This window comes from Ignavibacterium sp., from assembly GCF_025998815.1.
Classification (GTDB): Bacteria; Bacteroidota; Ignavibacteria; order Ignavibacteriales; family Ignavibacteriaceae; genus Ignavibacterium.
In genome coordinates this window covers 2,222,545-2,249,334 of sequence record NZ_AP026678.1, presented here as the reverse complement: position 1 = coordinate 2,249,334, position 26,790 = coordinate 2,222,545, and the positions used below count along the sequence as shown (strand labels likewise).

The window sequence follows — 26,790 nt, the reverse complement described above, 5'->3', positions numbered from 1 at the left end:
CCAAAGAATGTGAATATCAAATACACTTTACAAGAACTTGGGCTCTTTAACTAAAAAAGATCAAATTGGATAAAAAATTTTTTTTGATTCTTGAAAGTTTTTTGCCTGTTTACAAACTATAATAAATATAGAGAACTATTTATTTAACTAATCGGGAGTCCTTGATATGAAAAGTATTATAAAACTGGTGTTTAGCATTTTGATAATCTGTAATTATACTTTTATCTATCCGCAATATCAAAAAGAATGGCAGGATATATTCTCGTTTTTATCTAACTCATCTGTATCTTCTGTTGGAGTAGGTTCTGATAATATGGGGAATTTATATATTGGAGGAACAGCAACTCTCAACTCTAACAACTCTGACTTTTTGATAATAAAATATAATTCACAGGGTGATACTGTATGGACCAGGTTATATGATATCAATTCCGAAAATACTGTTTTGGTAAAAGATTTTTTTGTGGATAGTTTGGGTAATTGTTATTTGACAGGTTCAAGTACTACAACAAGTTTTTCCACAGCAATTGTAACAATTAAATTTAATTCTGATGGAGTCCTTCAATTTAGTTCTATTTATAATACAAACTCTTTTTCTGCAACTGCCAAATCGTTAATTGTTGACGATGATGGGTCTGTATTGGTTTTAGTATCAGAAAATACCGGGCTTACATTAATTAAGTATAATTTCGATGGCTCCGAAGTGTGGACAAATAATTATGTGAATGACTTTGCAACTATGACACCGGAGAAAATGGTTATGGATAATAATGGATTTATACTTGTGGGCGGTTCAATGACTAACCCAAACAATTTTTCCCAGGATTTCTTTGTTATGAAATTAAATAGTTTTAATGGTGATTCAATATGGACTCAAACTTATGATAGAGCTGGATTTGATGATTATTTTTCTTCTATTACAGTTGATAATCAAGGTAATATTTTTATAGGTGGCAGTGCAAATTATGCACAAAATTTTTTAACATCTGATTTTGCTGTAGTCAAGCTTAATTCCGATGGTCAGTTCCAATGGGCAAGATTTTATAATGGAAATTCTGATCAGCGGGATGAAGTGATTGATATAATTTCTGATTCGGATGGAAATATTTTTGTTGGAGGTAATTCATATGACCCCACATTTCTGAGCACAGTGGTTTTAATTAAATATTCTCCTACAGGAGATTCTCTATGGGCTGCTACTTTTAATGGTGATTCAATTATAATTAATTCTTCAGTCAATAATTTCAAATTAAATAAAGTTAAGAGATTTGGTCCGGACGCACGCTTTTTCGGATTCACGTTTAATCCTTTTTTCCCTTCACCAGATTTAATTATATCAGGAATCATGGCGGCAACAGCCACATCACCAACAGGTGCATTTGCATTAATATTAAATACTAATTCGTTACTATTTGAAAATTTTATAGCAGAGCATGTTGTGAATTATAATTTTTTTGAAGCTCTTGCAATACTATCTCTTTTAAATGATTTGATCATAGTTGGAGATGCCCAGCGATCCCTTAGCAGTAATATCGTTATCATAACTACAAAATATAAACATTCAATCACTAATGTTGAGAATTTAACGAATCTTCTCTCTGATTTTACTCTCGATCAAAATTATCCTAATCCATTTAATCCATACACTAAGATTAGTTGGCAGTCGCCAGTAGGTAGTTGGCAAACATTGAAAGTTTATGATGTGCTTGGAAATGAAGTAGCGATATTGGTTGATGAATACAAGGCGGCAGGAAATTATAGTTTAGAATTTAATGGAGGAAATCTCCCAAGTGGAGTTTATATCTATAAACTTATTGCCGGTTCATATACTTCTAGCAAGAAGATGGTATTGATGAAATAGTGAAAACACTTTAAATAAAGACCTGTTCTTAACTATGAGCAGGTCTTTATTGTTTTAAATTTAATTAAATTTTTCCTGTTGCAGTTAATTGAGAAGCGGAGAAAAAACTACAGCATAGTTATTAAAAAAAATCATCAGATTAATCAAAAATTAAGATATAATCTTTTTGTTTGCCTGCTTGCCAGAAATTTTCCGGTACAACTTTCCAGTTACCGAGTAGTTTTGGTTCAACGGATTTTTTTTCTTCAATCCATTTCATCATATAATAACGAAGATCTTTGTCTGTTGAACTGATTAACCTTTTGTTAAGTTCATCTTTCGGAATTTTTGCTCCTTTTGTCAAATGATCTCCTCCGCCGTTGCCACGATATGAGTTCAAAGCGACTTTATAAACTGAGTTCAAATCAAATTCACGACCATCAGATAACTTTAATATATTAACCCTTTCACCGATTGGTTTGGTTACATTAACAACATAATCAATTCCTGCGGCCGCATCAAAATTATAAAATCTTTCATAGAGTTCCGGTGAGTTTGTTCTTTGTGAATAAACAATCTTTCCGTTATCATCAAGACGGAATCTTAAGAGATGATCATTTTCATCTTTCATCTGATTAAACCAGTTGCCGTAAGAAAACTCGAGATAATCCTTTATTTCCTGTCCGCTCATTTCAATTGAGTAAAGAAGATTTTCATAACGATATAAATTGAACATATCTTTAACGAACAAATCTCCTTCTTTAATTGTGGCATTAAATGAAAGCGGCGCAGTAAAAGAAATATCTGCATTTGTTAATTCAAGTTGTACTGAATTAATCAAATCAACAAACTCTGATGGACCAAAGAGAGCATCACGCGATGAAATTGTTTTTGTGAATAGTCCAATTGGTCGCGAAACATATTTTTTTACTTCATCAAAAGCAGGGGAAAATCTTTTCATAAAATCTTCATCTGGTTTGTAGTTTTTAACTTCTACTATTTCTCCCGACATCTCATCTGAAGCAAAGAATCCGCAGAACTTATCAAAAGTTAATTTAATGTTCGCAACTGCCAATGTGCGGGCGCTTGCCTGAGTTCCCAGAACGAGCACTTCCTTACCATTTGGATTTCGTGTCTTGAAATTCCATCCTTCGTGATCGTGACCAACAAATATTACATCAAAGCCGGTAACTTTTTCTGCGATAAGTTTTGAAGCGTTTTCATTTTTGTATATAGTTGAATCTTCATCGCTGTAATTATAATTTACTCCGGCGTGAAATAATCCAATCAGCAAATCCGGCTGCTCGGTTTCACGAATCTTCTTTGCCCACCTCTGAGCAGATTCAATCATATCATCGAATTGCATTCCTTCCCAGATTTTTTCGGGAAGCCATTTGGGAATTGCAGGAGTTATCAAACCAAAAACGGCAATTTTAATTCCACCTCTTTCGATAGTTGTATAAGGTTTAAAGTAAGGTTTACCATCAGAAGTTCTTATAGCATTTGCAGCAAGCCAGGGAAAATTTATTTCATTATTGAATTTATCATAAACATTGTGACCGGTTTCGATATCATGATTACCGATTGTTGCTGCATCATATTTCATATAATTCATAACATCTGCATATAGATGAATTGTATCAGTCTTTTCGAAGTTGTAATAATAAACAACCGGATCTCCCTGAAGAATATCGCCGTTGTCAAGAAGAAAAATAATCTGGTTTGTATCTGCACGTTGTTCATTAAGATAAGTCATAACCTGTGCAAGAGATGAATTTGACGGACGATCATTTACAAGATCATAAGGAAATATTGCCCCGTGAACATCAGATGTTTCGATGATTTTGACATTAACAGTCTGAGCAAAGGAGATATTAAATATTAAAAGAAGAAAGACAAGTAAATGAAATCTTTTCAGCATAAATAACATCCGATAATTTTTGCTTTGCAAGATAATAAATTGAGGGATAAGAGATTATGATAAAGACAATAAGTAGGAAAGATTGCTTGATTTTGTCGCTTAGATCTTTATTCTGATTTATTTCTTTAACGAAAGATTTAACATTCCGATATGGGGATTGTTCTATTGCAAAAGCTTAAGTGAGATGCAGCAGGTACAATAACAATACTTATTTTTAAAATAAATGAACGAAGCAAGATTAAATCTCTTATAAAGATTCTTTACGCCTGCCTGTCATTCCAGGCAGGTCGCTTAGAATTACATCAGAGCTTTCAATCATTCATTCAATTATTTTCTGTCTTGTTAAATTTGTAAGGAAAGATTTCTCCCCCGACAGGTCGGGGTCGAAATGGCAAACAGACATTCAGCCATTCAATTATTCATCAATTCAAATCTTTATTCATTTTGGCAAAGAACTAATGACATAAAAATTCCTCACCCCACTTCAGCGGGATGAGGAATTGAAGGTTAAATAAATTTATCTTTTCTCATACTCCGGTTGTTTTGGATTAACCGTTGGATTTTCTTTTAGTAATCTCAACGCTTCCTGAATAGCTTTCTCAAGTTGAACATCAACACCCTTTGCAAGCATACCGGGATCTTCAGGAACTTCAATATCAGGGTCAACGCCGTGTCCTTCTTTGAACCACTTACCATCAGGGTCATACATTCTGAATGTTGGAACAGTTACACTTCCGCCATCAATTAGAGTTGGTGCGCCTGTAATTCCAATTAATCCTCCCCAGGTTCTTGCACCAACCAAAGGACCGAGTTTTGCTTTTCTGAAATAATCAGGAAATGCATCTCCTCCCGAGCCACTCCATCCGTTAATCAACATAACTTTGGGACCAAAATTTGCAACGGGAGGCCATTGCCAGTTAGCACCATCTCTTACTGCCCAGAATGCAAGAGGTTTTCTGTCGAGCAATTCAATAAATCTGTCAGGAATTTGTCCGCCGTTGTTAAATCGTTCATCAATTATCAATCCTTGTTTATTAAACTGAGCGTAGAATTGTCTTGCCAATTCTGTTTGTCCGTCAATTCCGGTGCTTGGAACATAAATGTATCCGATCTTTCCGTCAGTTGCTTCATCAACTCTTTTTCTGTTTGATTCAATCCACTCAAGATTTCTTAATCGAGTTTCATCAGATAATGTTTTAACAACAACAGTCCACGCTCCATCAGTTGATGGTTTATTGTTGATTGTAAGTTCAACTGTTTTGTCGGCGAGTCCTTCAAATGCTGAAGACGGATCTTTTGTTACATCAATCTTTACTCCGTTTACTGCAAGAATATAATCGCCTTCTTTAACTTTGATTCCCGGAGTCAACAGAGGAGAACGAACCTCGGTTTCCCATGAAGCACCTTTCACAATTCTTTTTATTCTGTATGCGCCATTATTTAATTCCCAATCGATTCCGAGATAACCAACAGCACGCTGCAACGGAGTTTCGTCATCACCACCACCGCGATATGTGTGAGAAGCATTTAATTCTGCAATCAATTCACCAATTATATAATTAACATCAGACCGTGTAACAGCATTGTCAATTAATGCGCCGTATCTTTTCTTCATTTCTTTCCAGTCAACTCCGTGCATATTCTTATCATAGAAAAAGTCTCTTTCCAATCTCCACACATCATTAAAAATTTGTTTCCACTCTTCTTTTGGTACAACAGTCATTTCAAGTTGATTTGTGGGAAGTTTCTTATCAAGTTTCTGATCCGGTGCAACATCAACAATTGAATAAGAGTTTTTATTTGCAACCAGAATTTTCTTTCCATCTGCAGAAATCTGATAAGCGTCAGCATCATCAACAATAGTTTTTTCTTCGCGCTTATCGAGATCATAAAACATTATTGGTTTTTTCTTATCTGCAGAACCTGAGTTTGGCGCTTTGTGAAAAACAACTTTTCCTGAAACAGCAGACAGACTTCCATAATTTCCTGCTGAAGGTGGAAGTATTACTATTCTTTCTTCAAAACCATCAAAATCAATTTTAACTTCTTTTACTTTTGCCTCTTCCTTCTTTTCAGTTTTCTTTTCATCGGTTTTTTTCTCATCTGCTTTTGATTCCTCGTCTTTCTTTACGGTTAAAGAATCATTTTTTGGAAAGATTGGTGAAGGCGTTTCTTTTGAAAGAGTAACAGCAGCAATCAAAGTTGAGTTTGGATAAATCCAGGTATTATCAAAATCACTGTAAACAGGATTGTAATTTCTGTTTGTGAGAAAGTAAAGATATTTCCCATCAGGATCAAAAACAGGATTTGAATCACTGTAAAAACCGGTTGTAACCTGATGTAACTTTCCTTCTTTCGTGTCATAGATCGCAATCGCACTTGCTCTGTTTGATTGATCTTTTCCATAAGTAAAATATCTGCTATCCGAAGACCAATTAACGGAAAAATTTCTCAAACCACCTTCATAATACCATAATTGTTTGTCAACCTGTGTGAGTTTATCTGTGTTCATATCATATAAATTAATTCTCATTGCCTGATCTATGAACACAAGTTTCTTACTATCTGGCGACCAGTAAATATTATATCTGAAACCATCATCGAAAGAAGTTAAAACTTTTTCTTCGGCTGGATTTTCAATGTCACGAATAGTTAGTTGATATTCACCGGTTTTATCACTGAAGTATGCAACATATTTTCCGTTTGGTGACCAGGAGGGAAATCTTTCTGCAGCACCTGATGATTGAGTTAAGTTGATTACAGCTCCGTTTTCAGCGGGCACAGAAAATATTTCTCCTCGTGCTTCAAACAATGCACGATTACCGTTATATGAAACCGAAAAATTCTGAATAAGTTTTTCAACATTTTCATTCTGGGCTAAAAGAGTTGAACCATCGGTTACAACATTAACTTTTACTTCACGGATTTTTTCTGTTGATAAATCCAGAAGATATAAAAGTCCACCGGCTTCAAATACAATTTCATTTTCACCGATTGAAGGAAAGTGAACATCGAACTTATCGAAGAATGTTAGTTGTCTGTTTTGCTTCGTTGATACATCATAAACCCAAATGTTGTAACGTTGATTTTTATCTCTGTCGGACAAGAAATAAATTTTATTTTCTTTCCACATTGGAATTTCATCGTTGGCAGGATTATTTGAAATATTTTCTGAGGTCATTTTATCCAAATCAAAGATATAAATATCGGCAGCCATTCCGCCGAGATACCTTTTCCAGGTTCTGAACACTCTTGTCCGGGTTGTGAAAGCTATTTTCTTTACATCAGGTGAAACAGAGCCAAACTCTGCGTAAGGTAACGGAAGTTTCTCTGCTAAGCCACCATCTTTTGAAACTTTATAGAATTGATTGAATCTTTGTTTGCCGCTTTCACGGGATGAAGAAAACAATAAATTCTTTCCATCGGGATACCAATCAACAATTCTGTCAGTCATTCCGTGGTGAGTAATTCTTTTCGGTAATCCACCAAGAGTTGGAATTACATATACATCTGTATTGCCATCATAATTTCCACTAAATGCTAATAACGAACCATCGGGAGAGAATTTTGCAAAACCTTCAACTCCTTTAGCTGAGGTGAGTTTATAAGCTGTTCCACCTTCTTTTGCAACAATCCAGATATCACCAGCATAAGTAAATGAAATATGTGATTTTGAAACATCAGGATATTGAAGCATCCTTGCATCAACCTGTGCTGTTAATCGGGAAATTAAAAGAAGTGAAAAAACAAAGCAGGAAACGAAAATGTTTTTCATATTGCGCTCGCTTTAGTTAATATGATATTACCGATTATTAAATTAATTAAAAACTGTATCAACATAATATGTTTGTTTTATCAGTGGTTAAATAAACTTATAAATGGTATTAAGTTTTTTCGTAAAGGAAAGAAGCATGAACTTTTAACGAGTTCAATTTTTCAGGAAGGTTTTTCAATTTTTGCTTTTGCTTCGGGTTTACCTTCGGTAATATTATTATAGAATCGCTGAGTCGGATAAGCAAAATCAATATCATCACACTGGGCAAATCTATCAAGAATGTCTTCCCAGATTTTTTCGGTTGTTAATCGTCTTTCTCTCGGGTCACACATATATCTCAGTGTTAATAAAACACCGCTATCTTCAACCGAGGTATAAACAATCGGAGTAAGTTTTGTATAAAAAATAAGAAATTTTTTTGCGGCTTCTTTAATTTGTTTTTCTGCCTCACCGCTTAACAGTACGGCATGTTTGTTAACTACTTCGGTCAATATTTGTTTGGCTTTTTTCCAATTGCTCTCAAAAGTTACGAGCACAGGTATTTCGTTCCAGATATATTTAAATCCGGCAGTATAATTTGCCTGCGGTTCTATAAAAATGGTTCCGTTGGGAACATGGATTATTCTGCCCGTACTCTGATCGGCATTCACCCAATTGCCAATTTCATTGAGTGAAAACTGAAATAATCTTATATCAATTACATCACCGGCAAATTTTCCAATCTGAATTCTGTCGCCAACTTTAAATGGTTGTCTGATCAAAATAAAAATCCAACCTACCATATTCACAAGAGGATCTTTTAATGCAATTGCAATTCCCGCCGAAACCAATCCCAGAAAAGTACCTACGGAACCGAAAGCTTGTAACCAAACATTTGATAGAATTAAAAGAATCAAAAAGACGGAAAGATACAATGAAATCTTCTGCCACTGATAGCGAACCTTTAAATCTTCGACCTTAGAAACAAGAATTCTTTTGACAATTCTTTGAATGATAACGATTAAAACAATATAGATTACCGATTCTAAAAGTTTGTATTGTGTATCAGCAGGTATTCCAAGAACCTTGGTAAAAAATTCTTCCATTTTTATAATTCAATCCTGAAAAATTTATGTATTGTAAACATAAACATCACTCAATCATTTCTTCAACACTACTTCGTAAAGGTCCTGCCTTCTATCGAACCAATTTAATGTACTTCCCTGCGAACGATGTCTTTTCAGCAGCTCAAGATCTAAATCGTGAATTACAACGGTTTCAACATTTGGAGTACATTCGGCAGCAATAGCGTCTCTTGAAAACATAAAATCAGACGGAGTATAAATTCCGGATTGTGCATACTGGATATCCATATTCTCAACAAAGGGAAGATTTCCGACATTTCCTGCCATAGCAGCATAAACTCCGTTCTCAATACAACGAGCCTGAACACATTGTCTTACTCTTAAATAGCCGTAGCGTTCATCAGTGCAGAAAGGTACAAATATTATTTCCGCTCCTTTAGAAACAGCAATTCTGCTCAGTTCGGGAAATTCAACATCGTAACAAATTTGAATGTTGATTTTTCCACGATCGGTTTCAAACACTTCAATTTTATCGCCCGGCTTTATTCCCCACCATCGTCTTTCATTTGGAGTAATGTGAATTTTATATTGTTTTTCAATTGTTCCATCTCTTCTGAACAGATAAGAGATGTTATAAAGATCATCCCCTTCTTTGGTAAAATGTGAGCCACCAATAATGTTAATATTGTATTTTATAGCGAGATTGTTAAACAGATCGAGGTACTGATTTGTAAACTCTGCAAGTTTTCTTACTGCCAGTCCGGGCCTTTCGTTAGGCAGAAACGAAAGTAATTGAAGTGTAAATATTTCGGGGAAGAGAACGAAATCAGATTTATAACCCGAAGCCACATCAGTAAAGTATTCGCATTGGGTTGCAAATTCATCAAACCCATTTATGGGGCGCATCATATACTGAACAGCACATATTCTTACTTTCTTTGAAGTTACAACCTTTTTAGCAACCGGTGGAATATAATCTATATTTGACCATTCAAGTAGTGTTGCATAACCATCTGATTCTTCATCGCTTGTAAGATATTGGGGAATGATTCTTTTCAAAACAAAGCCATTTGCAAGCTGAGATGTTAGAACGGGATCATAGATGTCTTTATTTATAACTTTTTCCACATATTCACGTGGGGTGAGTTTGTTTTTATACTTTTTATAACCGGGAATTCTACCACCAACTACTATATTCTTAAGATTTAATTTAACCGCAAGTTCTTTTCTTGCATTATAAATTCTTCTTGCTATTTTCATTGATCTGAAATCCGGATGAACCATTATTTCAATTCCGTAAAGAGTTTCCGCATCGGGATCATGATTTGTAATATAACCCGAATCACTCAATGTTTGCCAGTTATCGCTTTCCTGATATAAATCAAAATCAATTATCAGGCTGCTTGAAGAAGCAATTATTTTCTTATTCAGTTCTACACATATTTGTCCTTCGGGAAAGATTTCTATCTGGCTATAGAATTGTTCTTTTTTCCATGGTTTCATTCCCGGAAAACATAATTTCTGTAACTCAACTACATCATCATAATCTTCTTTCTTTAGTGTTCTTACCTTAATTTTTTTTTCAATCGCTCTTAAATCTATTTTCTTCATAGTATTTCCTTAATTTTATTTTTCGATCGCCCAAATTTAATCAATCCAGTTACATATTAAATCGGTAGCTTCGATAATGTTGAAACAATAATTCTTTAAAAATTTGTCATCTGGTAACTTATAAGCGGGCAAAGTTTCAATTGCAGCCAAAGCTTTCGCACCATCAAAATCCACATATGCAAGACGCAGAGTTAACTCTTCGGGAGGTCTGCCGAAGTGAGTGCCGGGCAATAAAGCAACTCCGGTATCCTGAAGAAGTTTTTCGGCAAGCTCATTGCTGTTTGTAATTCCGCGTTTTTTAAGTTTTGCTGCATGTTTTCTAAAGTTAATAAACAAATAAAAACCCCCTTCAGGTTTGGGAGTGAGAATATCAGCTTTAGAAAGTTTTTTATAAATATAAAGTCCGAGTGCTTTTAAAATACGCCTTGAGTTGACAAGATATCTTTCAATGCTGATATTTCCCCTGAAAGCAGTGATGGCTGCATACTGAATAGGTGCACTTGTAGATGTATAAGTCTCGCTTGCAACCGTGGCCATGGTATCAAGAAGCCATCGAAGAGATGGTGGAAAAGTAAAGGTTCCAAGCCGCCAACCGCCGGCTCCACACCATTTACTCAATCCGCTTGAAATAATTGTTCCCTCGGGGTAAAACCTTGCAATGGATATATGTTCACCTTCAAAATGAAGTTCTCCATATATTTCATCAGATAGTAATATAACACGATATTTTCTTGCGATGGCTGTAATTTCTTTCAGTTCTTTTTCCGAATATGTTATGCCGGTGGGATTTGAGGGATAATTAAGAATTACCAGACGTGGTTTATCAGGATCTTTTTTAAAGATTTTTTCCAATTCATCAGGAGTTAGTTTCCATTTGTTAGATTCTTTTGTGTGAAGCCAATCAATATTTCTACCGATAAATTTCGCCTGCGGTGCATAAGAAACCCAACTTGGAGTGGGAATGATTATATCACCATAGTAAACAAATTGTAATAAAAACATCAGTTCTTTAGAGCCAGGTCCGATTAGCACATCATCAGAACTTCGTTTAACTCCGGTTCTCCTTGAATGAAATTCTGCAACCGCAGTTCTTAATGCCTCGAGACCCTTAACCGGCAAATAATCTTTCTGATATGCATTCAGCTTAAGAGAATCAACAACCACTTGCGGCACGGGAAACGGAGATTGCCCCAGGCCAAATTTATAAACCTTCTTTCCTTCTTTCAGAAGCTTGTTCGACAATTCGTTTATCCATAGAGTGGCTGAGATAGGAAACCCTCTCACATTAAGGTTAAGACTTATATCAAAATTGTTTCTGTGGTTGTTGTTTTTACTCATAATCGGCTTCAATTTCCTCCGGTGATATAATTTTATTTAACTCATCTGTAAAGAAAAATTTTTCTTCTCCAAAAGCAGGCTTTAAATCGCTATACCAAATTGCTTTCTCATCATATTCTGCAAAGAACGGGCGTGCTGCCCAATCAGGATTTCTTCCCTGAATCATCCGGAACACCATTACTTTTTCTCCCTTTACTTCACTTACCCCAAGTATTTGTACTTTACCCGGCAAGCAAGACATACTTGGTCCTCGAACCGTCCTGCAGATTCCGCTGACTGATTGATATGCTTCTCTGAAAATTTTCCAGGCATCAATCAAAGGAATTGAAAAATAATGTTGTGCACCGGTGTTTCTGGCAACGAACATATAATATGGTATCAGTCCAAGTTTAACTTGCTTTCTGAACATTTCAGCCCAAACTTCGGAGTCATCATTTATATGTTTTAGAACGGGAGATTGTGTTCTTATTACGGCACCGGTGTTTAGAATTCTTTTAATTGCTTTTTCAACCACCTCACCTTCAAGTTCAACCGGATGGTTGAAATGAGCCATAAATGCAAGGTGTTTTCCTGCTTTCTGAACATCTTCAAACAATCTCAATAAATCATCTGAATCATCATCGGTCAAAAATCTGTAAGGCCAGTAACCGAGTGCTTTTGTACCAATTCTGATATTTCTCAAATGTTCGATATTGGATTCGAGCAATGGTCTTATATAAGTTTCAAGATGTTTTGTTTTCATTATCAACGGATCACCGCCAGTGAAAAGAACATCAGTTACTTCTTCGTGTTCTTTAACATATTTAACTAAAAGCTCAGCTTCCTTTGATGCAAACTTTAGATCCTCCATTCCAACAAACTGAGGCCAGCGAAAACAGAATGTACAGTAAGCGTGACAGGTCTGTCCCTGACTTGGGAAGAATAAAACAGTCTCCCGGTATTTATGCTGCATTCCGTGAAGTTTCTCACCCTCAATCATCGGAACATTATATTCAATTTGTCCTGCGGGATGAGGATTAAGCTGCATTCTTATTTCATTAGCAGCTTCTTTGATTTTTTGTTTATCCGCACCATTCAAAACAACAGATTTCATCTTTTCATAATGATGCGGAAGAAGCATATCCTTCTGCGGAAAAGTAAGTTTGAACATCGGATCATCTGGCACTTTAGACCAATCAATAAGATTATCAACAACATAGTTATTGGTTTTAAATGGAAGAACAGAACCAACAATTTGTATATCATCCAGATATTGTTGTTCCAGATTCTTCATCTGTTGAATATTTTTGAAATTACTTTGCAGATATGAAATATATTTCATATTGCACCTCCGTAAATTGTTTGTAGATTTGAAATGTTCGGAGTATTCGAACTAATTGCAATATATCATTTTAGAAGTGAGAATCAATTCAATTCGTAAACAGAAATTTAATTTTTGTTTAATCTCAATTTTAAATCAGATGTTATTTACAAGCCATTGATGAAGTGGATTCATATCTTTAAACACATTGTAAGTGAATTCTACAATATCTTTTTTATGAAACATGTTTAATGATTCAATTTCATAGAATGAATAAACTCCGCTATGCAAAAGAAGTTCTGAATATTTATAATCTGAATCATAACCACGCGGAGTTTTCTTATAAGTCTTTCCGCCAATTGAATAATTTTTATTCTTGAGGATAGATGAAATTATATTGGAAAGTTCTCTTCCCTTATCTGGATTATAAACAGTGTCTCTGTATTTTTTCAATTGCTGTGGACTGAATACATACATTCCTGCTCCAAGAAAAAAATTATTCGGTTCAATGTGAAAATAAAATCCCGAACATTCCATTCTTTTTCCTTTACCTTCCCAAAAGTAAATTCCAAGATTAGTTTTGTATGGCGATTTATTTTTTCTGAACCTTACATCCCTGTGCAAACGGAATATTGATTTATCAACTCTTGGAACAGCCATAATATTTGGAGCAAAAGTTTGTATCCTCTCACCAAGATCAATTACAAACTGCATAGCGGGCTGCAGAAACTCGATATCAAATCTCTCTCTGTTTTTCAGAAACCATTCACGGTTGTTATTTTTAGAAAGGTCTGATAGATACTTTGCAGTTACAAAAGGAAATGTCATCGCTTTCATCTGAACCTCGTCTTAATCTTTTTTATCTCTGTCAAAATATAATTAAAATGTTCTTCCATTACACCAATTTTTATTATTAAAAGTTTATTTTGTTTTTTATACATTGCCCGATAACAGAAATAATTTTATGAAAAAGTTAGTAATAGTAAATATTTTATTTCTAAGTATTAATATTTATTCACAGCCACAATGGGTTAGAATAGATTCACCAACTAATAATTTGTTGAGAAAAATTGTTTTTGCTGATTCTTTGAATGGCTGGGCTTGCGGACTTAACGGTACAATCATTCACACATCAGATGGTGGTGATAGTTGGATAATCCAGAATACCAACACATCTGATCCTGTAATTGATATACATTTTATTGACAATCAAAATGGTTATGCGTTAACCTGGGAATTGAACAATCCACCTCTTGGCACTAATATGCTTAAAACAACTGACGGTGGTATAAATTGGATAAAAGAATTCATTCCGATTGAAACAGAATTTTTCAGATCAGTATTTTTTTTGAACGAGCAGTTTGGAATGATTGGAGACAGATTCACATATTATACAACTAACGGAGGAACGAATTGGAACTTATCTCAAAGGGATAGTGATATTGTTGCAAATCTTCCTTTTCTTCAAATTCAGATGTTAAATGATTCACTTGGTTTTGCCTGTGGAGGTGTTCTTGATAATTCTGGTATAATCTGGAAAACAACGGACGGCGGAAGAAACTGGAAAACCAACGGAATAAGTCCCGATGAGATTTTTGAAATTGTCATTTTTGATTCACTAAATATTTTAGCTCTCTCCGGCGACCCAGAATATCTCTACGGAGTTGGATTAATTAAATCATCAGACGGCGGAGAAACCTGGTCCTATGAAGAGCTTCCGATTAATGCAGTTTGTTTTGGGATTGATTTCAGGAATGAACTCGAAGGTTGGTCAGCAGCAGGATACAAAATACTTTTTACCAATGATGGAGGAAATAGTTGGTCTGAAATGGATACTCCAGACAGCTCTGCAGTTTATGATGTTCAATTTGTAAACGATAGAAAAGGATTTGCCTGCGGACAAGATGGAGTTTTATTTAAATATATCCCGGATCCAAATAGTGTTGAGCAAGCAACAGTGTCAAATGAAATTGATTACAAACTTTTCCAGAATTATCCGAATCCTTTCAATCCTGTTACCAGTATACAGTATGCAATTGGCAGCAGGCAATTTGTTCAAATAAAAGTTTATGACTTACTTGGTAATGAAGTTGCAACACTGGTTGATGAAGAAAAACCTGCTGGTCGATATGAAGTTGAGTTCAATGCAAATCAGATTTCTAAAACTGGTATTTCAAGTGGCGTTTACTTCTACAGATTAAAACTGATAAATTCTTCGGTCGCTTCAGAAAAAGTTACTACTGAAACGAAAAAGATGATTTATTTAAAGTGAAATTTTAGCTGGAAATTAAGAATTGGTGCACCCTGGGGGACTCGAACCCCCGACCAATAGATTAAGAGTCTACTGCTCTACCAACTGAGCTAAGGGTGCGATGCAAAAATAAAGAAAATTTCTTATTCTGAAAGTGACTGAAAAAGTGATTTATATTTTAGAATTGAAATTATGCGAGATTGATTTAAGGGTTAAATTTAATAGTCAGGCGTGCTCTCCTTCACGCCTTCAAAGCAAAATAGATTATTTCTGTGCAAATACTTTATCCGGAGGCATATAATCCGGAACTTTATTTTTAACCGGCTTGAGTGATTTTAAATAGGCAAACATTGCCTTCAGATCATCATCAGAATGTTGCCCGGTTAACTCCCAAGGCATTGGCGGCATAATAGGCCTTCCGGCACCAAGGTGTTTACCGGTTCTTAAAGCATTTATAAACATTTCTTCATTCCAGGAACCAATTCCGGTTTCAATATCGGGAGTTAAGTTAGCTGCAAATGATGCTCCCCACGGACCAACAGCTGCGGTAATATCCTGTGTAAACAAAATCCATTTCCCTGGCTGAACTAACTTATTATCAACCTCATTAATTTGTGTTGTTGAAGGTGAGCCGGAAAGAAGTCTGGTTGTATCCGGAACAGGACCTTGTGGAGTGAAAACTTTGGGTGTGTGGCAATCACCACAACCTCCAAATGTTACAAGGAATTCTCCTCGTGCAACTTTATCTGCCTGTGTCATCTCAGCTTTTTCATTTGCAGAGTTGTTACAAGCAGAAAAAATAACCATTAAAAAAGTTGTTGTAATAACAACAGAAAACAAGATTTTTAACCTAAACATGGTTGCCTCCTTTTTAGGTTTTAATTTATAAATAGAAATTGTGAATTATTGACAAGTCAAAATTGCAATAATATTCCTTAACTACAATTATAAAACTGTTTAATGGTAGAATTTATAAACTGAAGGTAAAATAACATTTCGGCTTGATGTTTGTTTAAGGAAAATTAAAAAAGGAAAATATTATGAAAAAGTTTTTAGTCTTTGTCATCGTAGTTATTGCCGGATATCTTTTATACGATAACTTCATTAAAGAAAAAGAAGTATTAGAAGTGAAAGGAAATCTTGTTAAAGTTAAGGAAGCCGTTGATATAGATGCGCCAGCAATTCAACCAAGAACCTGGGGACATATTGAAGGAAAGGTTAAAAATGTTAGTGAAAGTGATGTGGATAATATTGAAATCATTTATAAAATTAATGGAAAAGAATCTATTGCAAGATTAACAAAATTATCGGCTGGCGAAGAAAGTAACTTTAAAACAGAAAAAGTTATGCTTAACAGTTATGAAGCTTCTCATTTTCTTGAAAAAGTAACTTTCGATACGAAGTAAGAAAAAATTATAAAAAGTTTCTAAAAAAATTTTTTATATCACTTCACTTTAAATATTAATCTTTATAGATTGCCTCACGCAAAAAATAAAAATTAATTTTGTGACAAATCATTTTTTACTTTCGTAATGATATGATCAGACAAAAGAAATCCAAGAAAGATCTTCAGAAAAATCCTAACCAGCTTGAATTAGATTTTAGTGAGAAGGAAGTAGTTGTAGATATTAAACTTCCAAGAGCATCAGTTAATACTGCAAAGCAGCAATCCAACAACAGAAAAAGACTTGCTATTCAGTTAGCAGAAAATTAATTCTTTAATACTGTTTTTTAGCGATTACATTTTTTATTGCAGCATCAATCCAATTCTCTAGTATTGATGGCAATGTTTTTTCTGGTATTACCAGTGCCTGACTTCTACTGAATAGAAATACAGTATCACCGTGAGCTTTGCCAGCATCAATTTTAGTCTTTAACCACTCCTGAAGTTTCTTTAACCAGTTATCGCGGTCGCGATCTTTAACATCTGTTTCAAGGATGTAAAGTTCTTCATCTTTATAAACACAGCGCACTTCATTAAATCTAAATTTCTGTCCGTCACCGCCAAGCTGATTAAATAAATTGTTTGAAAGGTAATTTAATCTGTGTTCGTTTACTGCGATATCTATATCTTTCCAAACTTTCGATATAGGATCCTTTTCAAATTTAACCGGAGGATTAACCATACAAACATTGTATTGGTTAAAGAGTGCTTCGAGAAACTGAGATACTTCATAAAGTTTCTGATATGAATCCAAAGCATCCCATCTTTTTCTCGCATTGGTTAATCTTTTATTTTCCGGACTTGTAAGATTGCTATATCCTTCTTTAACATTCTGAAGATTTGCCCACTTCTCAAGTGGATTGTCCTGATATATCCAGCAGTTTGTAGAAATCCAGTTTTGTGTTTCCTGATCAAGAGCATCTGTAAAGAAATAGAAAAAGTTTGATTCGATAGAGTTGTTTAATCTGTACTGAGCAAATACTGATTTAATTAACTTAACAGCTTTTGCCTGGTCATCAATTGCACCAATTGAATTTATTGATTTGGTTATCGCTTCATCTCTTAATGATTTTATGCTTGAGGAGTTTGAAGTATCCAGCCATGCAAGAAAAGACAAAGGTGGTTCAACTTTATTTAACTCGCCTAACATATTCAGACAAGTAAGTAACAAATATGTTTGAAGAGCTGAAACCTCAAACGATTCGTTTGTAACAGTAATCCATTTTTTAACTTCGTCTTCAGTTAAAGTGTTAGCAAGGTTTATTCTTCTTAACACCGACTGTATTTTAATCTGAAGTGACCGGTCAATCCGATCCCAGTTTGGGAGTTGCTCAACCTCGTGCATTTTTGAAGTGGTGATTTTTTCTACTGATAATTCGTATTCTTCTGTTACTTTGTCTATTAAACTACCGGATGTGATTGGATCTTGCACCCTTCAACCCTACTTTCTGTTGATTGTTTATTAATAATGTTTTTGTCCAGATTTCTCAACTTTTATTCCACTTAACTTCTCTTTTAATTGCTGAAATTGTAGTGTTATTTTACAGGTGTTAATTAAAAATCCCGTTTGTTGGTAAAATTTACAGTAAAAAATTTACATTGGTTTTTGAGTTATCTTTGTTGTGCAATTGAATTTTTACTGTGAAACTGATAATAATGTCAATAGTTTTTCATAAAAAAGTATGATTAAAAACGAGTCTAAAACACAAGTTTTTCCTGCTTCTTTGGTTTCAATTGCTGCAACGCTTTGGGCAATTGATGGAATTGTACTAAGACCTTATTTATATAATCTTCCAGTTCCATTGGTTGTATTCATTGAAACTACAATTGTTGCAATAATTCTCACCCCGTTTTTTTATAGGCAATTTTCTTCATTAAAAAAACTTCAATCTAAAGATTGGATTGCATTTATAGGTGTTGCTTTTTTCGGTGGAGCGCTTGGAACTATGGCAATTACGAGAGCGCTGTTCTTTGTTAACTATGTTAATCTTTCAATCGTAATATTTATTCAAAAACTTCAGCCCGTATTTGCTATAATTCTTGCCGCAATAATTCTAAAAGAAAAACTGACAAAAGAATTTATATTTTGGGCAACTCTTGCAATCATCGGTGCCTATATAATTACTTTTGGTTTTAATCTTCCTATGCTTGATGCAGGAGATAAAACGGCAGTTGCTGCTTTGTTTGCTTTGGTTGCGGCATTCAGTTTCGGATTTTCAACTGTACTTAGCAAAAGAGCTTTAAGGAATATTGGTTTTCAACTTGGTACTTATCTTCGTTTCGCAATAACTGCAGTAATTATGTTAATTGTTGTCTCAATAACAAATGACTTCAAATCTTTTTCAAACATTTCTTCAAATCAATTTTATGTTTTTTTAATTATTGCATTTTCAACCGGTGGTCCGGCAATTTTTATTTATTACTATGGCCTGAAAAAAATCAGTGCATCTGTTGCAACAATTTGTGAACTGGCTTTTCCTCTTTCTGCAGTAATACTTGAATACTTTGTTCACGGAAAGATTTTAAGTCCTGTTCAATTGATTGGCGCACTAATTCTTCTGCTCAGTATTATAAAAGTTAGTGGAATTGAAATTCCGTCATTCTTTAATAATAAAGAAGAATAAAATAATATCTTTCATGCTTCCTCTTTATTTGGAAAAACTTACTCCTGCTGAATTAAATAGCAGAGCTGACACTCTTAAAAATATGTTGGAAGAGTGTAGACTTTGCCCGAATGAATGTTCTGTAAACAGATTAGCTGGTGAAACAGGCAACTGTCATTCAACCGATGAAGTTGTCATCTCAAGCTATGGTCCTCATTTCGGGGAAGAACCAGAACTTGTTGGACTTTATGGTTCCGGAACAATTTTCTTTACAAACTGTAATCTATCCTGCATCTACTGCCAGAATTATGATATAAGTCAGTTAGGTATCGGAAATAGAATTTCAATTGATGAACTTGCAAATATCATGATTTCCCTTCAAAGCAGAGGTTGCCATAATATTAATCTGGTAACTCCGACACATTTTGTTCCTCAGATTGTAGAAGCATTGATTATAGCCATTGAAAAAGGACTTGAGATTCCGCTTGTTTACAATTGTGGTGGATATGAATCTGTTGAAACTCTCCGGTTGCTCGAAGATATAATTGATATTTATATGCCTGATATAAAATACTCAGATAATGAAATTGCCACACGACTTTCGGGCATAAAAAATTACTGGAATGTTGTGAGATCTGCAATCAAAGAAATGCACAGACAGGTGGGTGACCTTCACATTGACAGAAAAGGAATTGCAAAAAGAGGTTTACTTATAAGGCATCTTGTTTTGCCAAATAATTTAGCCGGTTCGGAAAAGGTTATTGATTTTATTGCAGATGAAATCTCCAAAGAAACATATCTGAATATTATGGATCAATATCATCCTGCATTCAAAGCCGCTGAAGATAAAAAGCTAAAGAGAAGAATAAAACCGGATGAGTATGAAAGAGTAGTTGAATATGCAAGGTTCAAAGGATTACACAGAGGTTTATAAAAGATTAAAGTTCCACAGCAATACATTTGAACTTTGAGATTGTTGAAATAGCTTTGCATATCAAATAATAATAATCAGGCATCTATGAAGAACTTATTCCTAACAACTGTAGGGCTCATAACAATTTTAATTCTATTTTCCTGCAAGAGCGAAACATTCGAAACCAAAGGTTCACCAGAATATCTTGAAGAAATTAAAAAATGGGATGAAAGAAGAGTAGAAAGACTTAAAGCTCCTGACGGTTGGTTAAATCTTGTGGGAAGAACCTGGTTAAAGCCGGGAGTAAATAAATTTGGTTCAGCAAAAGATAATGATGTAATTATTGAATCTGACAAAGTACCCGCTTATATGGGAGAATTTATTTTTAAAGATTCAACAGTAATAATGAAAATTTATGACGGAGTTCAGGTGTTACTTGACGGAAAACCAGTTAAAGAAGTAATAATGATAGATGATCAGAAAAAAGATATGACTGTGTTTGAATATGGAAGTATCAGATGGAATTTAATTATTCGTGGCGATAAATATGGAATTCGATTCAGGGACCTTGAATCACCGTTAGTAAAAAACTTTAATGGAATAGAAAGATTTCCGGTTAATCAGTATTGGAAATTGACTGCGAGATTTGAAACATATAATCCACCGAAAAAAATATTTGTCCCGAATGTTCTTGGCCAAATTGAAGAGGAGTTATCTCCCGGCGCAGTTGTTTTTGAAAAAGATGGTAATACTTTCCGCATTGATGCAATTGATGAAGGTGAAAGATTATTTCTCATCATTGCTGATGAAACAAGTGGTGTTGAAACTTACGGTGGTGGAAGATTTATGTATGTAGATAAACCGGATTCCACAGGAAAAATAATTCTGGACTTTAACAAAGCTTATAATCCGCCTTGTGTTTTTACCAAATATGCAACTTGCCCTTTGCCACCAGAACAGAATTATCTCAAGCTAAGAATCACAGCAGGTGAAAAAAATTATGGTGAAGGGCATTGAGGATTTAAAGGAATAAGGTATTAGGAATAAGGAATAAGGTATAAGGTAAAAGGATTAAGGTATATAGAATTGGCGACAGGCAGTAAGTAATGAAGTATTAAATATGGATATGATTTAAAAAATTCAGAGAGAATTATACTTTATTTTTTAATCCATACAATAAAAGCAAGCAAAAGACTTACTGATGCTGAGATGATAAAAGGAATCTGAGAGCCAAACTTATCCCAAAGAATTCCGGTAATAAAAGAGCCAAGCATCACACAAACACCCATAATTAAAGTAGCCAGACCAATAGCTGTCCCTCTGTTTTCATCGGAAATCAAATCGGAAATCCAAGCTTTTGAAATACCTTCTGTTGATGCAGCATATATTCCATACAGTGCAAACAACAGCCACAGTAGATAAATGTCAGGAACGAGAGCGAAACCAAAGTAAACAAGGGAGAAAAGAATTAATCCAAATGTGAAAACTTTTTTCTTACCAATTTTATCAGATAAATGCCCCATAGGATATGAAGTTGCTGCATAAACAATGTTATAAAAAATATATCCAAAGATTGCAAGTGTTGATGATTCAGAAATATCGCGGGATTTTAATATCAGAAATACATCACTGCTGTTTACTAAAGAAAATGCTGCAAGTAAACCTAGAATTCTCTTATAACTTTTCGGAGATGATTTTAAGAAATCAAAATAACTATGCTTAATTCTTTTTTCTGATGATATAGTTTTATCCTTTATCATCAGAGTTAATGTTACAGCAATAATGGAAGGAATAAAAGCAATAAGAAATATCAGCTGATAATTTTCCGGATAAATTTTTAATAACACAAGGGCTGCTACCGGACCAATTGCAGCACCAAGTGTATCCATTGCTCTGTGAAACCCAAAAACTGCACCTGAATTTCCATTGCTGTATGAACCAAGCAATGCATCTCGTGGAGCAGTTCTGATTCCTTTTCCAATTCTGTCCGTAACGCGGGTAATAAAAACAGTTGGAATGTTTTGGAAAATTCCGGGCAGTGGTTTTGAAATTGCTGATAAACTATAACCAAGTGTAACGAATATAGAGCGTTTCCCAACCTTATCTGATAAGTTCCCGAAATAACCTTTAAGAAGTGCTGAAATGAATTCTGCAATACCTTCAATAATACCAACCATCGCCATTGAAGAGCCAAGCACAGCAGTTAGGAAAATCGGAGTAACAGGATAAAGCATTTCGCTTGCAATGTCTGTGAATAAACTCACCAGACCAAGTAAAATAACCTGTTTATGTAATTTGGTTTTCATCTCGGGTTATCTCTGTAAGTATGATTTTTGTATGAAGCAAATTAACAATAGATAGTTGAATAATATTTATTTTTGTTCACAACTTTTAATTAATTGAGGATAAAATGAGAAGAAAAGTTATTGCCGGCAACTGGAAGATGAATAATGATCTCCAACAGTCTGTTTCATTAATCGAAGAGCTTAAAAATAAACTTGTAAACAAGTCGTTAAACTGTGATGTAATCATATGTCCACCATTCACTTCACTTTATGAAGCAAAGAAATTAATCGATGGAAGTGTAATCAAACTTGGTGCGCAAAATATGTTTTATGAAGACTCAGGTGCTTTTACAGGAGAAATATCAGCTCAAATGCTTAAATCAGTTGGATGTGAGTATGTTATTCTTGGTCACTCAGAAAGGCGGACAATTTTTGGTGAAAAGGATGAAATGATAAATAAGAAAATCAAAAAGGCTTTATCACAAAAACTAAAACCAATTTTCTGTGTTGGTGAAACTCTTGAAGAGCGCGAAAAAGATATAACCGAAAAAGTCATAAAGAAACAAATTGAAAAAGGATTAGTTGATATTACACCTGATGAAATTCTTGATGTAATAATTGCTTATGAACCTGTTTGGGCAATCGGGACAGGAAAAACCGCCACTCCTCAGCAAGCGCAGGAAGTTCATCAATTTATAAGAAAACTTTTGACAAATATGTATTCAAAGGATTTTGCAAATATGATTGTTATCCAATACGGAGGAAGTGTAAAGCCTGATAATGCCAGAGAATTGCTATCACAAAAAGATATTGATGGAGCTTTAGTTGGTGGGGCTTGTCTTAAAGCGGATTCATTTCTGGGAATTATTGAAGCAGCATAATTGTATTTTAATGATGCCGCAATCACGCCGGTTGCGGCTATTGTTAAAAGTTTTTTAAGATTACTCCAATCACTCATTCATCCTTCCAATCAATCATTCATTCAAACATTCAATAATTCAACCATCCAAACATTTAACCATTCATTCATTCCCTCATTCAACCATTCACTTTTTATACTTCGCTCTTGGACCTTCAAAATATCTTCTTATTTCATTTATGTCTTTTGTCTTTCCAAGAACAATTATGAGCTTAATTCTTGCTTTTTGTCCGTTAATGTAATCTGCAAATATGACTCCGATATCGTGTAAATGTTTTCCGGCACCGGGATAACTGTAGATGTAGTCTGTTTCACCTGCCGGACATCGCGATGTCAGTACCACAGGAATTCCTTTCTGAACAGCATATTTAATTCCTTCAAAAGCAGGAGGAGGAACATTTCCAACTCCAAGTGCTTCAACAACAATTCCGGATGCACCACTGTCAGCAGAAAATCTGAAAAACTTTTCGTTCATTCCAGCATAAACAGTAAGCATATCAACATTGTCATCTATTACATCTGTTTCAATTTTTTCAAGATAATGTGGAAGACGATTGTAAATCACTCTTTCATTCTGAACAAATCCAAGAGATCCAAAATCCAAACTCTTAAACGACTCAACCGAATCAGAATAAATTTTTGTTACCTCGCTCGCTGCATTTATCTCACCATTCAAACAAACAAGCACACCTAAATTTTTAGAGTTATCATTTAGACAGATATGAATCGCATCAATTAAATTTTTCGGACCATCCCAATCTGGTTCGGAACTGTTTTTCATTGAACCAATCATAACGATTGGAATTTGAGTATTTATTGTTAAGTCAAGGAAGTAGGCGGTTTCTTCAAGAGTATCGGTTCCGTGCGTAACAATTACTCCGTCATAATGTTTTTCTGATAAAAGTTGTTTTATTTTTTTTGAAAGCTGAAGCATAAGTTGTGGTGTAACATGCGGGCCTGGATATTTTCCAAAATCAAAGTATTCAATTTCCGCTAGCTCTTTTGCTTGTGGAATCATATCAAGCAACTCACTTCCGGAATACCTTGGAATCGCACCTCCGGTAGTTTGGTCTATCATCATTGAAAATGTTCCGCCGGTAAAAACAACCAAAATCTTTTTCATAAAACTCCTTTATTTTCATCGTAAAAATAAGTGGCTGTTTGATTGGAATGAAAGCTGATTGCTCACATTTAAAATTATATGACTTGCCATAGAAAAGATGTTAATTTATTTTCGAAACAAAATAAAGAGAGGTTTTTTATGTTAATGGTTCAAGATGTTGATTTAACTCCAAATCCACACGCATTAAAATTTATCTTGAATGAAAAATTACTTAATTACGAAAGTCGTCAATATTCAAGCAGGGAAGAAGCTGAAAACGATCCATTTGCAAAAGGAATTTTCCAAATTCCAGGCGTTGTTTCCGTTTTCTATATGGATAAGTTTGTAACAATTGAAAAAACTAAAGAAACAAACTGGGGTCAGATACAAAGACCTTTTATTAATTTCCTCAAAGATTTTGATAAGAGTCTTATCCCTGCAGAAAAAGAAATTGAAATGTCTGAGCAGGAATCTAACGAGCTTCTGAAAAAGATAAATGAACTGCTTGATCAGAAAGTAAGACCTGCTTTAGCTGGTGATGGCGGCGGTCTTGAAGTTCTTGGAGTAGAAGGTTTCACTGTCAAGATTCGTTATCAGGGCGCTTGTGGCAGTTGCCCGAGTTCCATTTCCGGAACACTCATGGCAATTGAAGGATTATTGAAGCGAGATATCAATCCTGCTATTCAGGTTATTCCTGCTTGAATGAATTGCCAGAATATTTTTATTCCGAAAAAATTATTTCGGGTATTCATTTCATCGTAATCACAGATGGTAAAGCACTAAAACAGGTTTTGATTAACTCAGCTTTACCATCTTCTTTACATAAACTCATCAAAACAAATTCATCAGATAGAAATTTATTGAATACTTTTTATCAGTTAGAAGAATATTTTTTTGAAGGAAGAAAAGAATTTTCAATCCCAACTGATCCGGACGGAACTGAGTTACAGAAAAAAGTATGGAAAGAACTTTTGAAAATTCCTTTTGGAAAAACAATTTCATACAAGCAACTTGCTGAGCGACTCGGCGATAAAAGTCTTATTCGTGCGGTTGGAAAAGCAAATGCTGCGAATCCTATTCCAGTAATAATTCCGTGTCACAGAGTTATAGGAACTAATGGTTCGCTTGTTGGTTATTCGGCAGGTCTTGAGATTAAAAAGAGATTATTGAAACTCGAAAAAAGTTTAGAGTCAAACCTTTTTGAATAAAAAAAGAGAAGCAAACCGAAGTAAGCTTCTCTTCAAATTAATCAAAGGAGTGATGCTATTTAATTTCAGTTACTTTACTGATATCCGGTAACTTTACGAATTTCTCGTTGAATTTGAATGTGCCTTTATCAGTTTTTACTGATTTAACCACTTTTACCATTACAAAATCAACTTTTTTCTTACCCTTTGCTTTATCTGCAAATGATTGCTGTTTTGCCATTTATATCTCCTGATAAAATTGTGCGCAAATATATCATATTAGCCCGTAAAATGAAAGATTTAAATAATTATGAGTAAAAGCACTTTTGATTTTAGAGCAAATTTCAGGGTATTTTGTAAGTAATTTTTTCTTAAAATCACACTTTAATTAAAAAATATTGGTACGATTATACATTAATTATAGGCATAATTATAGGAAGTAACTTTATTGCTAAACCTTTATTTAAGGAATAGCATCTAATATTCTGTAAAAAATCAACATTTCTCAAAAATTTCGTTGTTTATTTACCAAAGTTTAATTAGGTTTTTACAACAAAATTTAGGAATTATAAATGTTTTTATTAGCTACTATAATAATACTTTCTTATCTGGTTGGTTCAATTCCAACTAGCATTATTATTAGTAAAGCTGTAAAAGGAATTGATATCAGAAATTACGGAAGTGGAAATGCCGGTGGTACAAATGTAATGCGTGTACTCGGCTGGAAACACGGAGTTCTGGTTATCTTTCTTGATGCTCTTAAAGGTGCGATTGCAGTAGTACTTATTGCAAGATTACATTACGGAGTTCTTCCTTTCCAGAATGTTTCTCCATTTGATGATTTTACTCTTGTTCAGATTATTGCAGGAATTTCTGCTGTCATTGGACACATCTGGACAGTGTTTGCAGGATTTCGTGGTGGAAAAGGTATTGCCACAGCATTAGGAATGCTACTTATGATTATTACAGTTGATATGTTAATTGCTGTTGGTATCTTTTTAATAGTTGTTTCTATTTCGCGATATGTTTCTCTTGGTTCTATTGTAAGTGCTATGGCTGTTCCATTAAGTATGATTTTCCGGGAAAATGTTCTTCATACACATATCGAAGGTTATAATACACTCTTACCATTTGTAATAGGTGTATCACTTCTTGTAATTTTCACTCACAGAAAAAATCTTGTTCGTTTGGTAAACGGAACAGAGAACAAATTAAGTTTCAGTAAAAAGAAATAACA

General features: G+C 34.4%; 23 protein-coding genes and 1 tRNA gene. 11 read left to right on the top strand and 13 right to left on the bottom strand.

The genetic code is table 11. The features are described 5' to 3' along the window. The first annotated feature begins 166 nt into the window (after nucleotides 1–166). Nucleotides 167–1,861: a T9SS type A sorting domain-containing protein gene (locus Q0X14_RS09760; protein ID WP_297837637.1), complete on the top strand. Its 1,695-nt coding sequence runs from the start codon at nucleotides 167–169 to the stop codon at nucleotides 1,859–1,861. Nucleotides 1,862–2,000: 139 nt separating this feature from the next. On the opposite strand, the gene Q0X14_RS09755 is transcribed toward Q0X14_RS09760, so the two are convergent. The 7 genes from Q0X14_RS09755 to Q0X14_RS09725 form a co-directional block, all read right to left on the bottom strand. Then, complete coding sequence (locus Q0X14_RS09755) at nucleotides 2,001–3,761, bottom strand: bifunctional UDP-sugar hydrolase/5'-nucleotidase (RefSeq protein WP_297837635.1); 1,761 nt, start codon at nucleotides 3,759–3,761, stop codon at nucleotides 2,001–2,003. 517 nt (nucleotides 3,762–4,278) lie between these two features. After that, nucleotides 4,279–7,536 carry a S41 family peptidase gene (locus tag Q0X14_RS09750; protein WP_297837633.1) on the bottom strand — a complete coding sequence of 1,086 codons (3,258 nt, stop codon included), beginning with the start codon at nucleotides 7,534–7,536 and terminating at the stop codon, nucleotides 4,279–4,281. A gap of 161 nt (nucleotides 7,537–7,697) precedes the next feature. Then, on the bottom strand, nucleotides 7,698–8,621 hold the full coding sequence (locus Q0X14_RS09745; protein ID WP_297837631.1) for a mechanosensitive ion channel domain-containing protein: 924 nt from the start codon (nucleotides 8,619–8,621) through the stop codon (nucleotides 7,698–7,700). 54 nt (nucleotides 8,622–8,675) lie between these two features. Continuing rightward, entirely contained in the window at nucleotides 8,676–10,211 is a 1,536-nt protein-coding gene (locus Q0X14_RS09740; RefSeq protein ID WP_297837628.1) for a bifunctional GNAT family N-acetyltransferase/carbon-nitrogen hydrolase family protein, read from the bottom strand. 36 nt (nucleotides 10,212–10,247) lie between these two features. After that, the gene (locus Q0X14_RS09735; RefSeq protein WP_297837626.1) at nucleotides 10,248–11,549 is read right to left on the bottom strand and encodes a pyridoxal phosphate-dependent aminotransferase; all 1,302 of its coding nucleotides are present in this window, start codon (nucleotides 11,547–11,549) and stop codon (nucleotides 10,248–10,250) included. Then, a complete protein-coding gene (locus tag Q0X14_RS09730) occupies nucleotides 11,542–12,870 on the bottom strand; it encodes a lysine 2,3-aminomutase (protein WP_297837624.1) in 1,329 nt (442 codons plus the stop codon). Before Q0X14_RS09730 ends, Q0X14_RS09735 begins: the two co-directional genes overlap by 8 nt. 135 nt (nucleotides 12,871–13,005) lie before the next feature. After that, entirely contained in the window at nucleotides 13,006–13,686 is a 681-nt protein-coding gene (locus Q0X14_RS09725; protein ID WP_297837623.1) for a DUF2461 domain-containing protein, read from the bottom strand. A 127-nt stretch (nucleotides 13,687–13,813) separates the two neighbouring features. Between Q0X14_RS09725 and Q0X14_RS09720 the strand changes: the two genes are divergently transcribed. Then, the gene (locus tag Q0X14_RS09720) at nucleotides 13,814–15,121 is read left to right on the top strand and encodes a YCF48-related protein (RefSeq protein ID WP_297837621.1); all 1,308 of its coding nucleotides are present in this window, start codon (nucleotides 13,814–13,816) and stop codon (nucleotides 15,119–15,121) included. Nucleotides 15,122–15,144: 23 nt separating this feature from the next. On the opposite strand, the gene Q0X14_RS09715 is transcribed toward Q0X14_RS09720, so the two are convergent. Beyond that, nucleotides 15,145–15,220: transfer RNA gene (locus Q0X14_RS09715), tRNA-Lys, on the bottom strand. A gap of 144 nt (nucleotides 15,221–15,364) precedes the next feature. Beyond that, nucleotides 15,365–15,958, bottom strand: a complete 594-nt coding sequence (locus tag Q0X14_RS09710) for a diheme cytochrome c-553 (protein WP_297837619.1) — start codon at nucleotides 15,956–15,958, stop codon at nucleotides 15,365–15,367. Nucleotides 15,959–16,140: 182 nt separating this feature from the next. On the opposite strand from Q0X14_RS09710, the gene Q0X14_RS09705 reads away from it, so the two are divergent. Continuing rightward, a complete protein-coding gene (locus Q0X14_RS09705) occupies nucleotides 16,141–16,506 on the top strand; it encodes a hypothetical protein (RefSeq protein WP_297837617.1) in 366 nt (121 codons plus the stop codon). Nucleotides 16,507–16,637: 131 nt separating this feature from the next. Further along, entirely contained in the window at nucleotides 16,638–16,814 is a 177-nt protein-coding gene (locus Q0X14_RS09700; protein ID WP_297837615.1) for a hypothetical protein, read from the top strand. Nucleotides 16,815–16,818: 4 nt separating this feature from the next. Here Q0X14_RS09700 and Q0X14_RS09695 read toward each other — a convergent pair whose 3' ends face one another. Beyond that, on the bottom strand, nucleotides 16,819–17,976 hold the full coding sequence (locus Q0X14_RS09695; protein ID WP_297837613.1) for a hypothetical protein: 1,158 nt from the start codon (nucleotides 17,974–17,976) through the stop codon (nucleotides 16,819–16,821). 250 nt (nucleotides 17,977–18,226) lie between these two features. Here Q0X14_RS09695 and Q0X14_RS09690 point away from each other — a divergent pair, with 250 nt between their 5' ends. The 3 genes from Q0X14_RS09690 (at nucleotide 18,227) to Q0X14_RS09680 (ending at nucleotide 21,077) form a co-directional block, all read left to right on the top strand. Beyond that, nucleotides 18,227–19,168, top strand: a complete 942-nt coding sequence (locus Q0X14_RS09690) for an EamA family transporter (protein WP_297837611.1) — start codon at nucleotides 18,227–18,229, stop codon at nucleotides 19,166–19,168. Nucleotides 19,169–19,181: 13 nt separating this feature from the next. Further along, nucleotides 19,182–20,081 carry a radical SAM protein gene (locus Q0X14_RS09685; protein ID WP_297837608.1) on the top strand — a complete coding sequence of 300 codons (900 nt, stop codon included), beginning with the start codon at nucleotides 19,182–19,184 and terminating at the stop codon, nucleotides 20,079–20,081. An 84-nt stretch (nucleotides 20,082–20,165) separates the two neighbouring features. After that, nucleotides 20,166–21,077, top strand: a complete 912-nt coding sequence (locus Q0X14_RS09680; protein WP_297837606.1) for a DUF1684 domain-containing protein — start codon at nucleotides 20,166–20,168, stop codon at nucleotides 21,075–21,077. Nucleotides 21,078–21,217: 140 nt separating this feature from the next. Here the strand turns inward: Q0X14_RS09680 and Q0X14_RS09675 are convergent, their stop codons facing one another. Then, entirely contained in the window at nucleotides 21,218–22,366 is a 1,149-nt protein-coding gene (locus Q0X14_RS09675) for an MFS transporter (RefSeq protein WP_297837604.1), read from the bottom strand. A 104-nt stretch (nucleotides 22,367–22,470) separates the two neighbouring features. On the opposite strand from Q0X14_RS09675, the gene tpiA reads away from it, so the two are divergent. Then, nucleotides 22,471–23,226, top strand: coding sequence for a triose-phosphate isomerase (gene tpiA, locus Q0X14_RS09670; protein ID WP_297837601.1), 756 nt, complete (start codon nucleotides 22,471–22,473; stop codon nucleotides 23,224–23,226). Between the two features lie 165 nt (nucleotides 23,227–23,391). Here tpiA and Q0X14_RS09665 read toward each other — a convergent pair whose 3' ends face one another. Further along, nucleotides 23,392–24,387: an asparaginase gene (locus Q0X14_RS09665; protein WP_297837597.1), complete on the bottom strand. Its 996-nt coding sequence runs from the start codon at nucleotides 24,385–24,387 to the stop codon at nucleotides 23,392–23,394. A 138-nt stretch (nucleotides 24,388–24,525) separates the two neighbouring features. On the opposite strand from Q0X14_RS09665, the gene Q0X14_RS09660 reads away from it, so the two are divergent. After that, nucleotides 24,526–25,068: a NifU family protein gene (locus tag Q0X14_RS09660; RefSeq protein WP_297837594.1), complete on the top strand. Its 543-nt coding sequence runs from the start codon at nucleotides 24,526–24,528 to the stop codon at nucleotides 25,066–25,068. Nucleotides 25,069–25,073: 5 nt separating this feature from the next. Beyond that, nucleotides 25,074–25,574 (top strand): methylated-DNA--[protein]-cysteine S-methyltransferase, encoded by a 501-nt coding sequence (locus tag Q0X14_RS09655; protein WP_297837592.1) that lies wholly within the window; start codon nucleotides 25,074–25,076, stop codon nucleotides 25,572–25,574. A gap of 55 nt (nucleotides 25,575–25,629) precedes the next feature. Here the strand turns inward: Q0X14_RS09655 and Q0X14_RS09650 are convergent, their stop codons facing one another. Beyond that, complete coding sequence (locus Q0X14_RS09650; RefSeq protein ID WP_297837589.1) at nucleotides 25,630–25,794, bottom strand: hypothetical protein; 165 nt, start codon at nucleotides 25,792–25,794, stop codon at nucleotides 25,630–25,632. Nucleotides 25,795–26,125: 331 nt separating this feature from the next. On the opposite strand from Q0X14_RS09650, the gene plsY reads away from it, so the two are divergent. Then, complete coding sequence (plsY, locus tag Q0X14_RS09645) at nucleotides 26,126–26,788, top strand: glycerol-3-phosphate 1-O-acyltransferase PlsY (protein ID WP_297837587.1); 663 nt, start codon at nucleotides 26,126–26,128, stop codon at nucleotides 26,786–26,788. The last annotated feature ends 2 nt before the right edge of the window (nucleotides 26,789–26,790 follow it).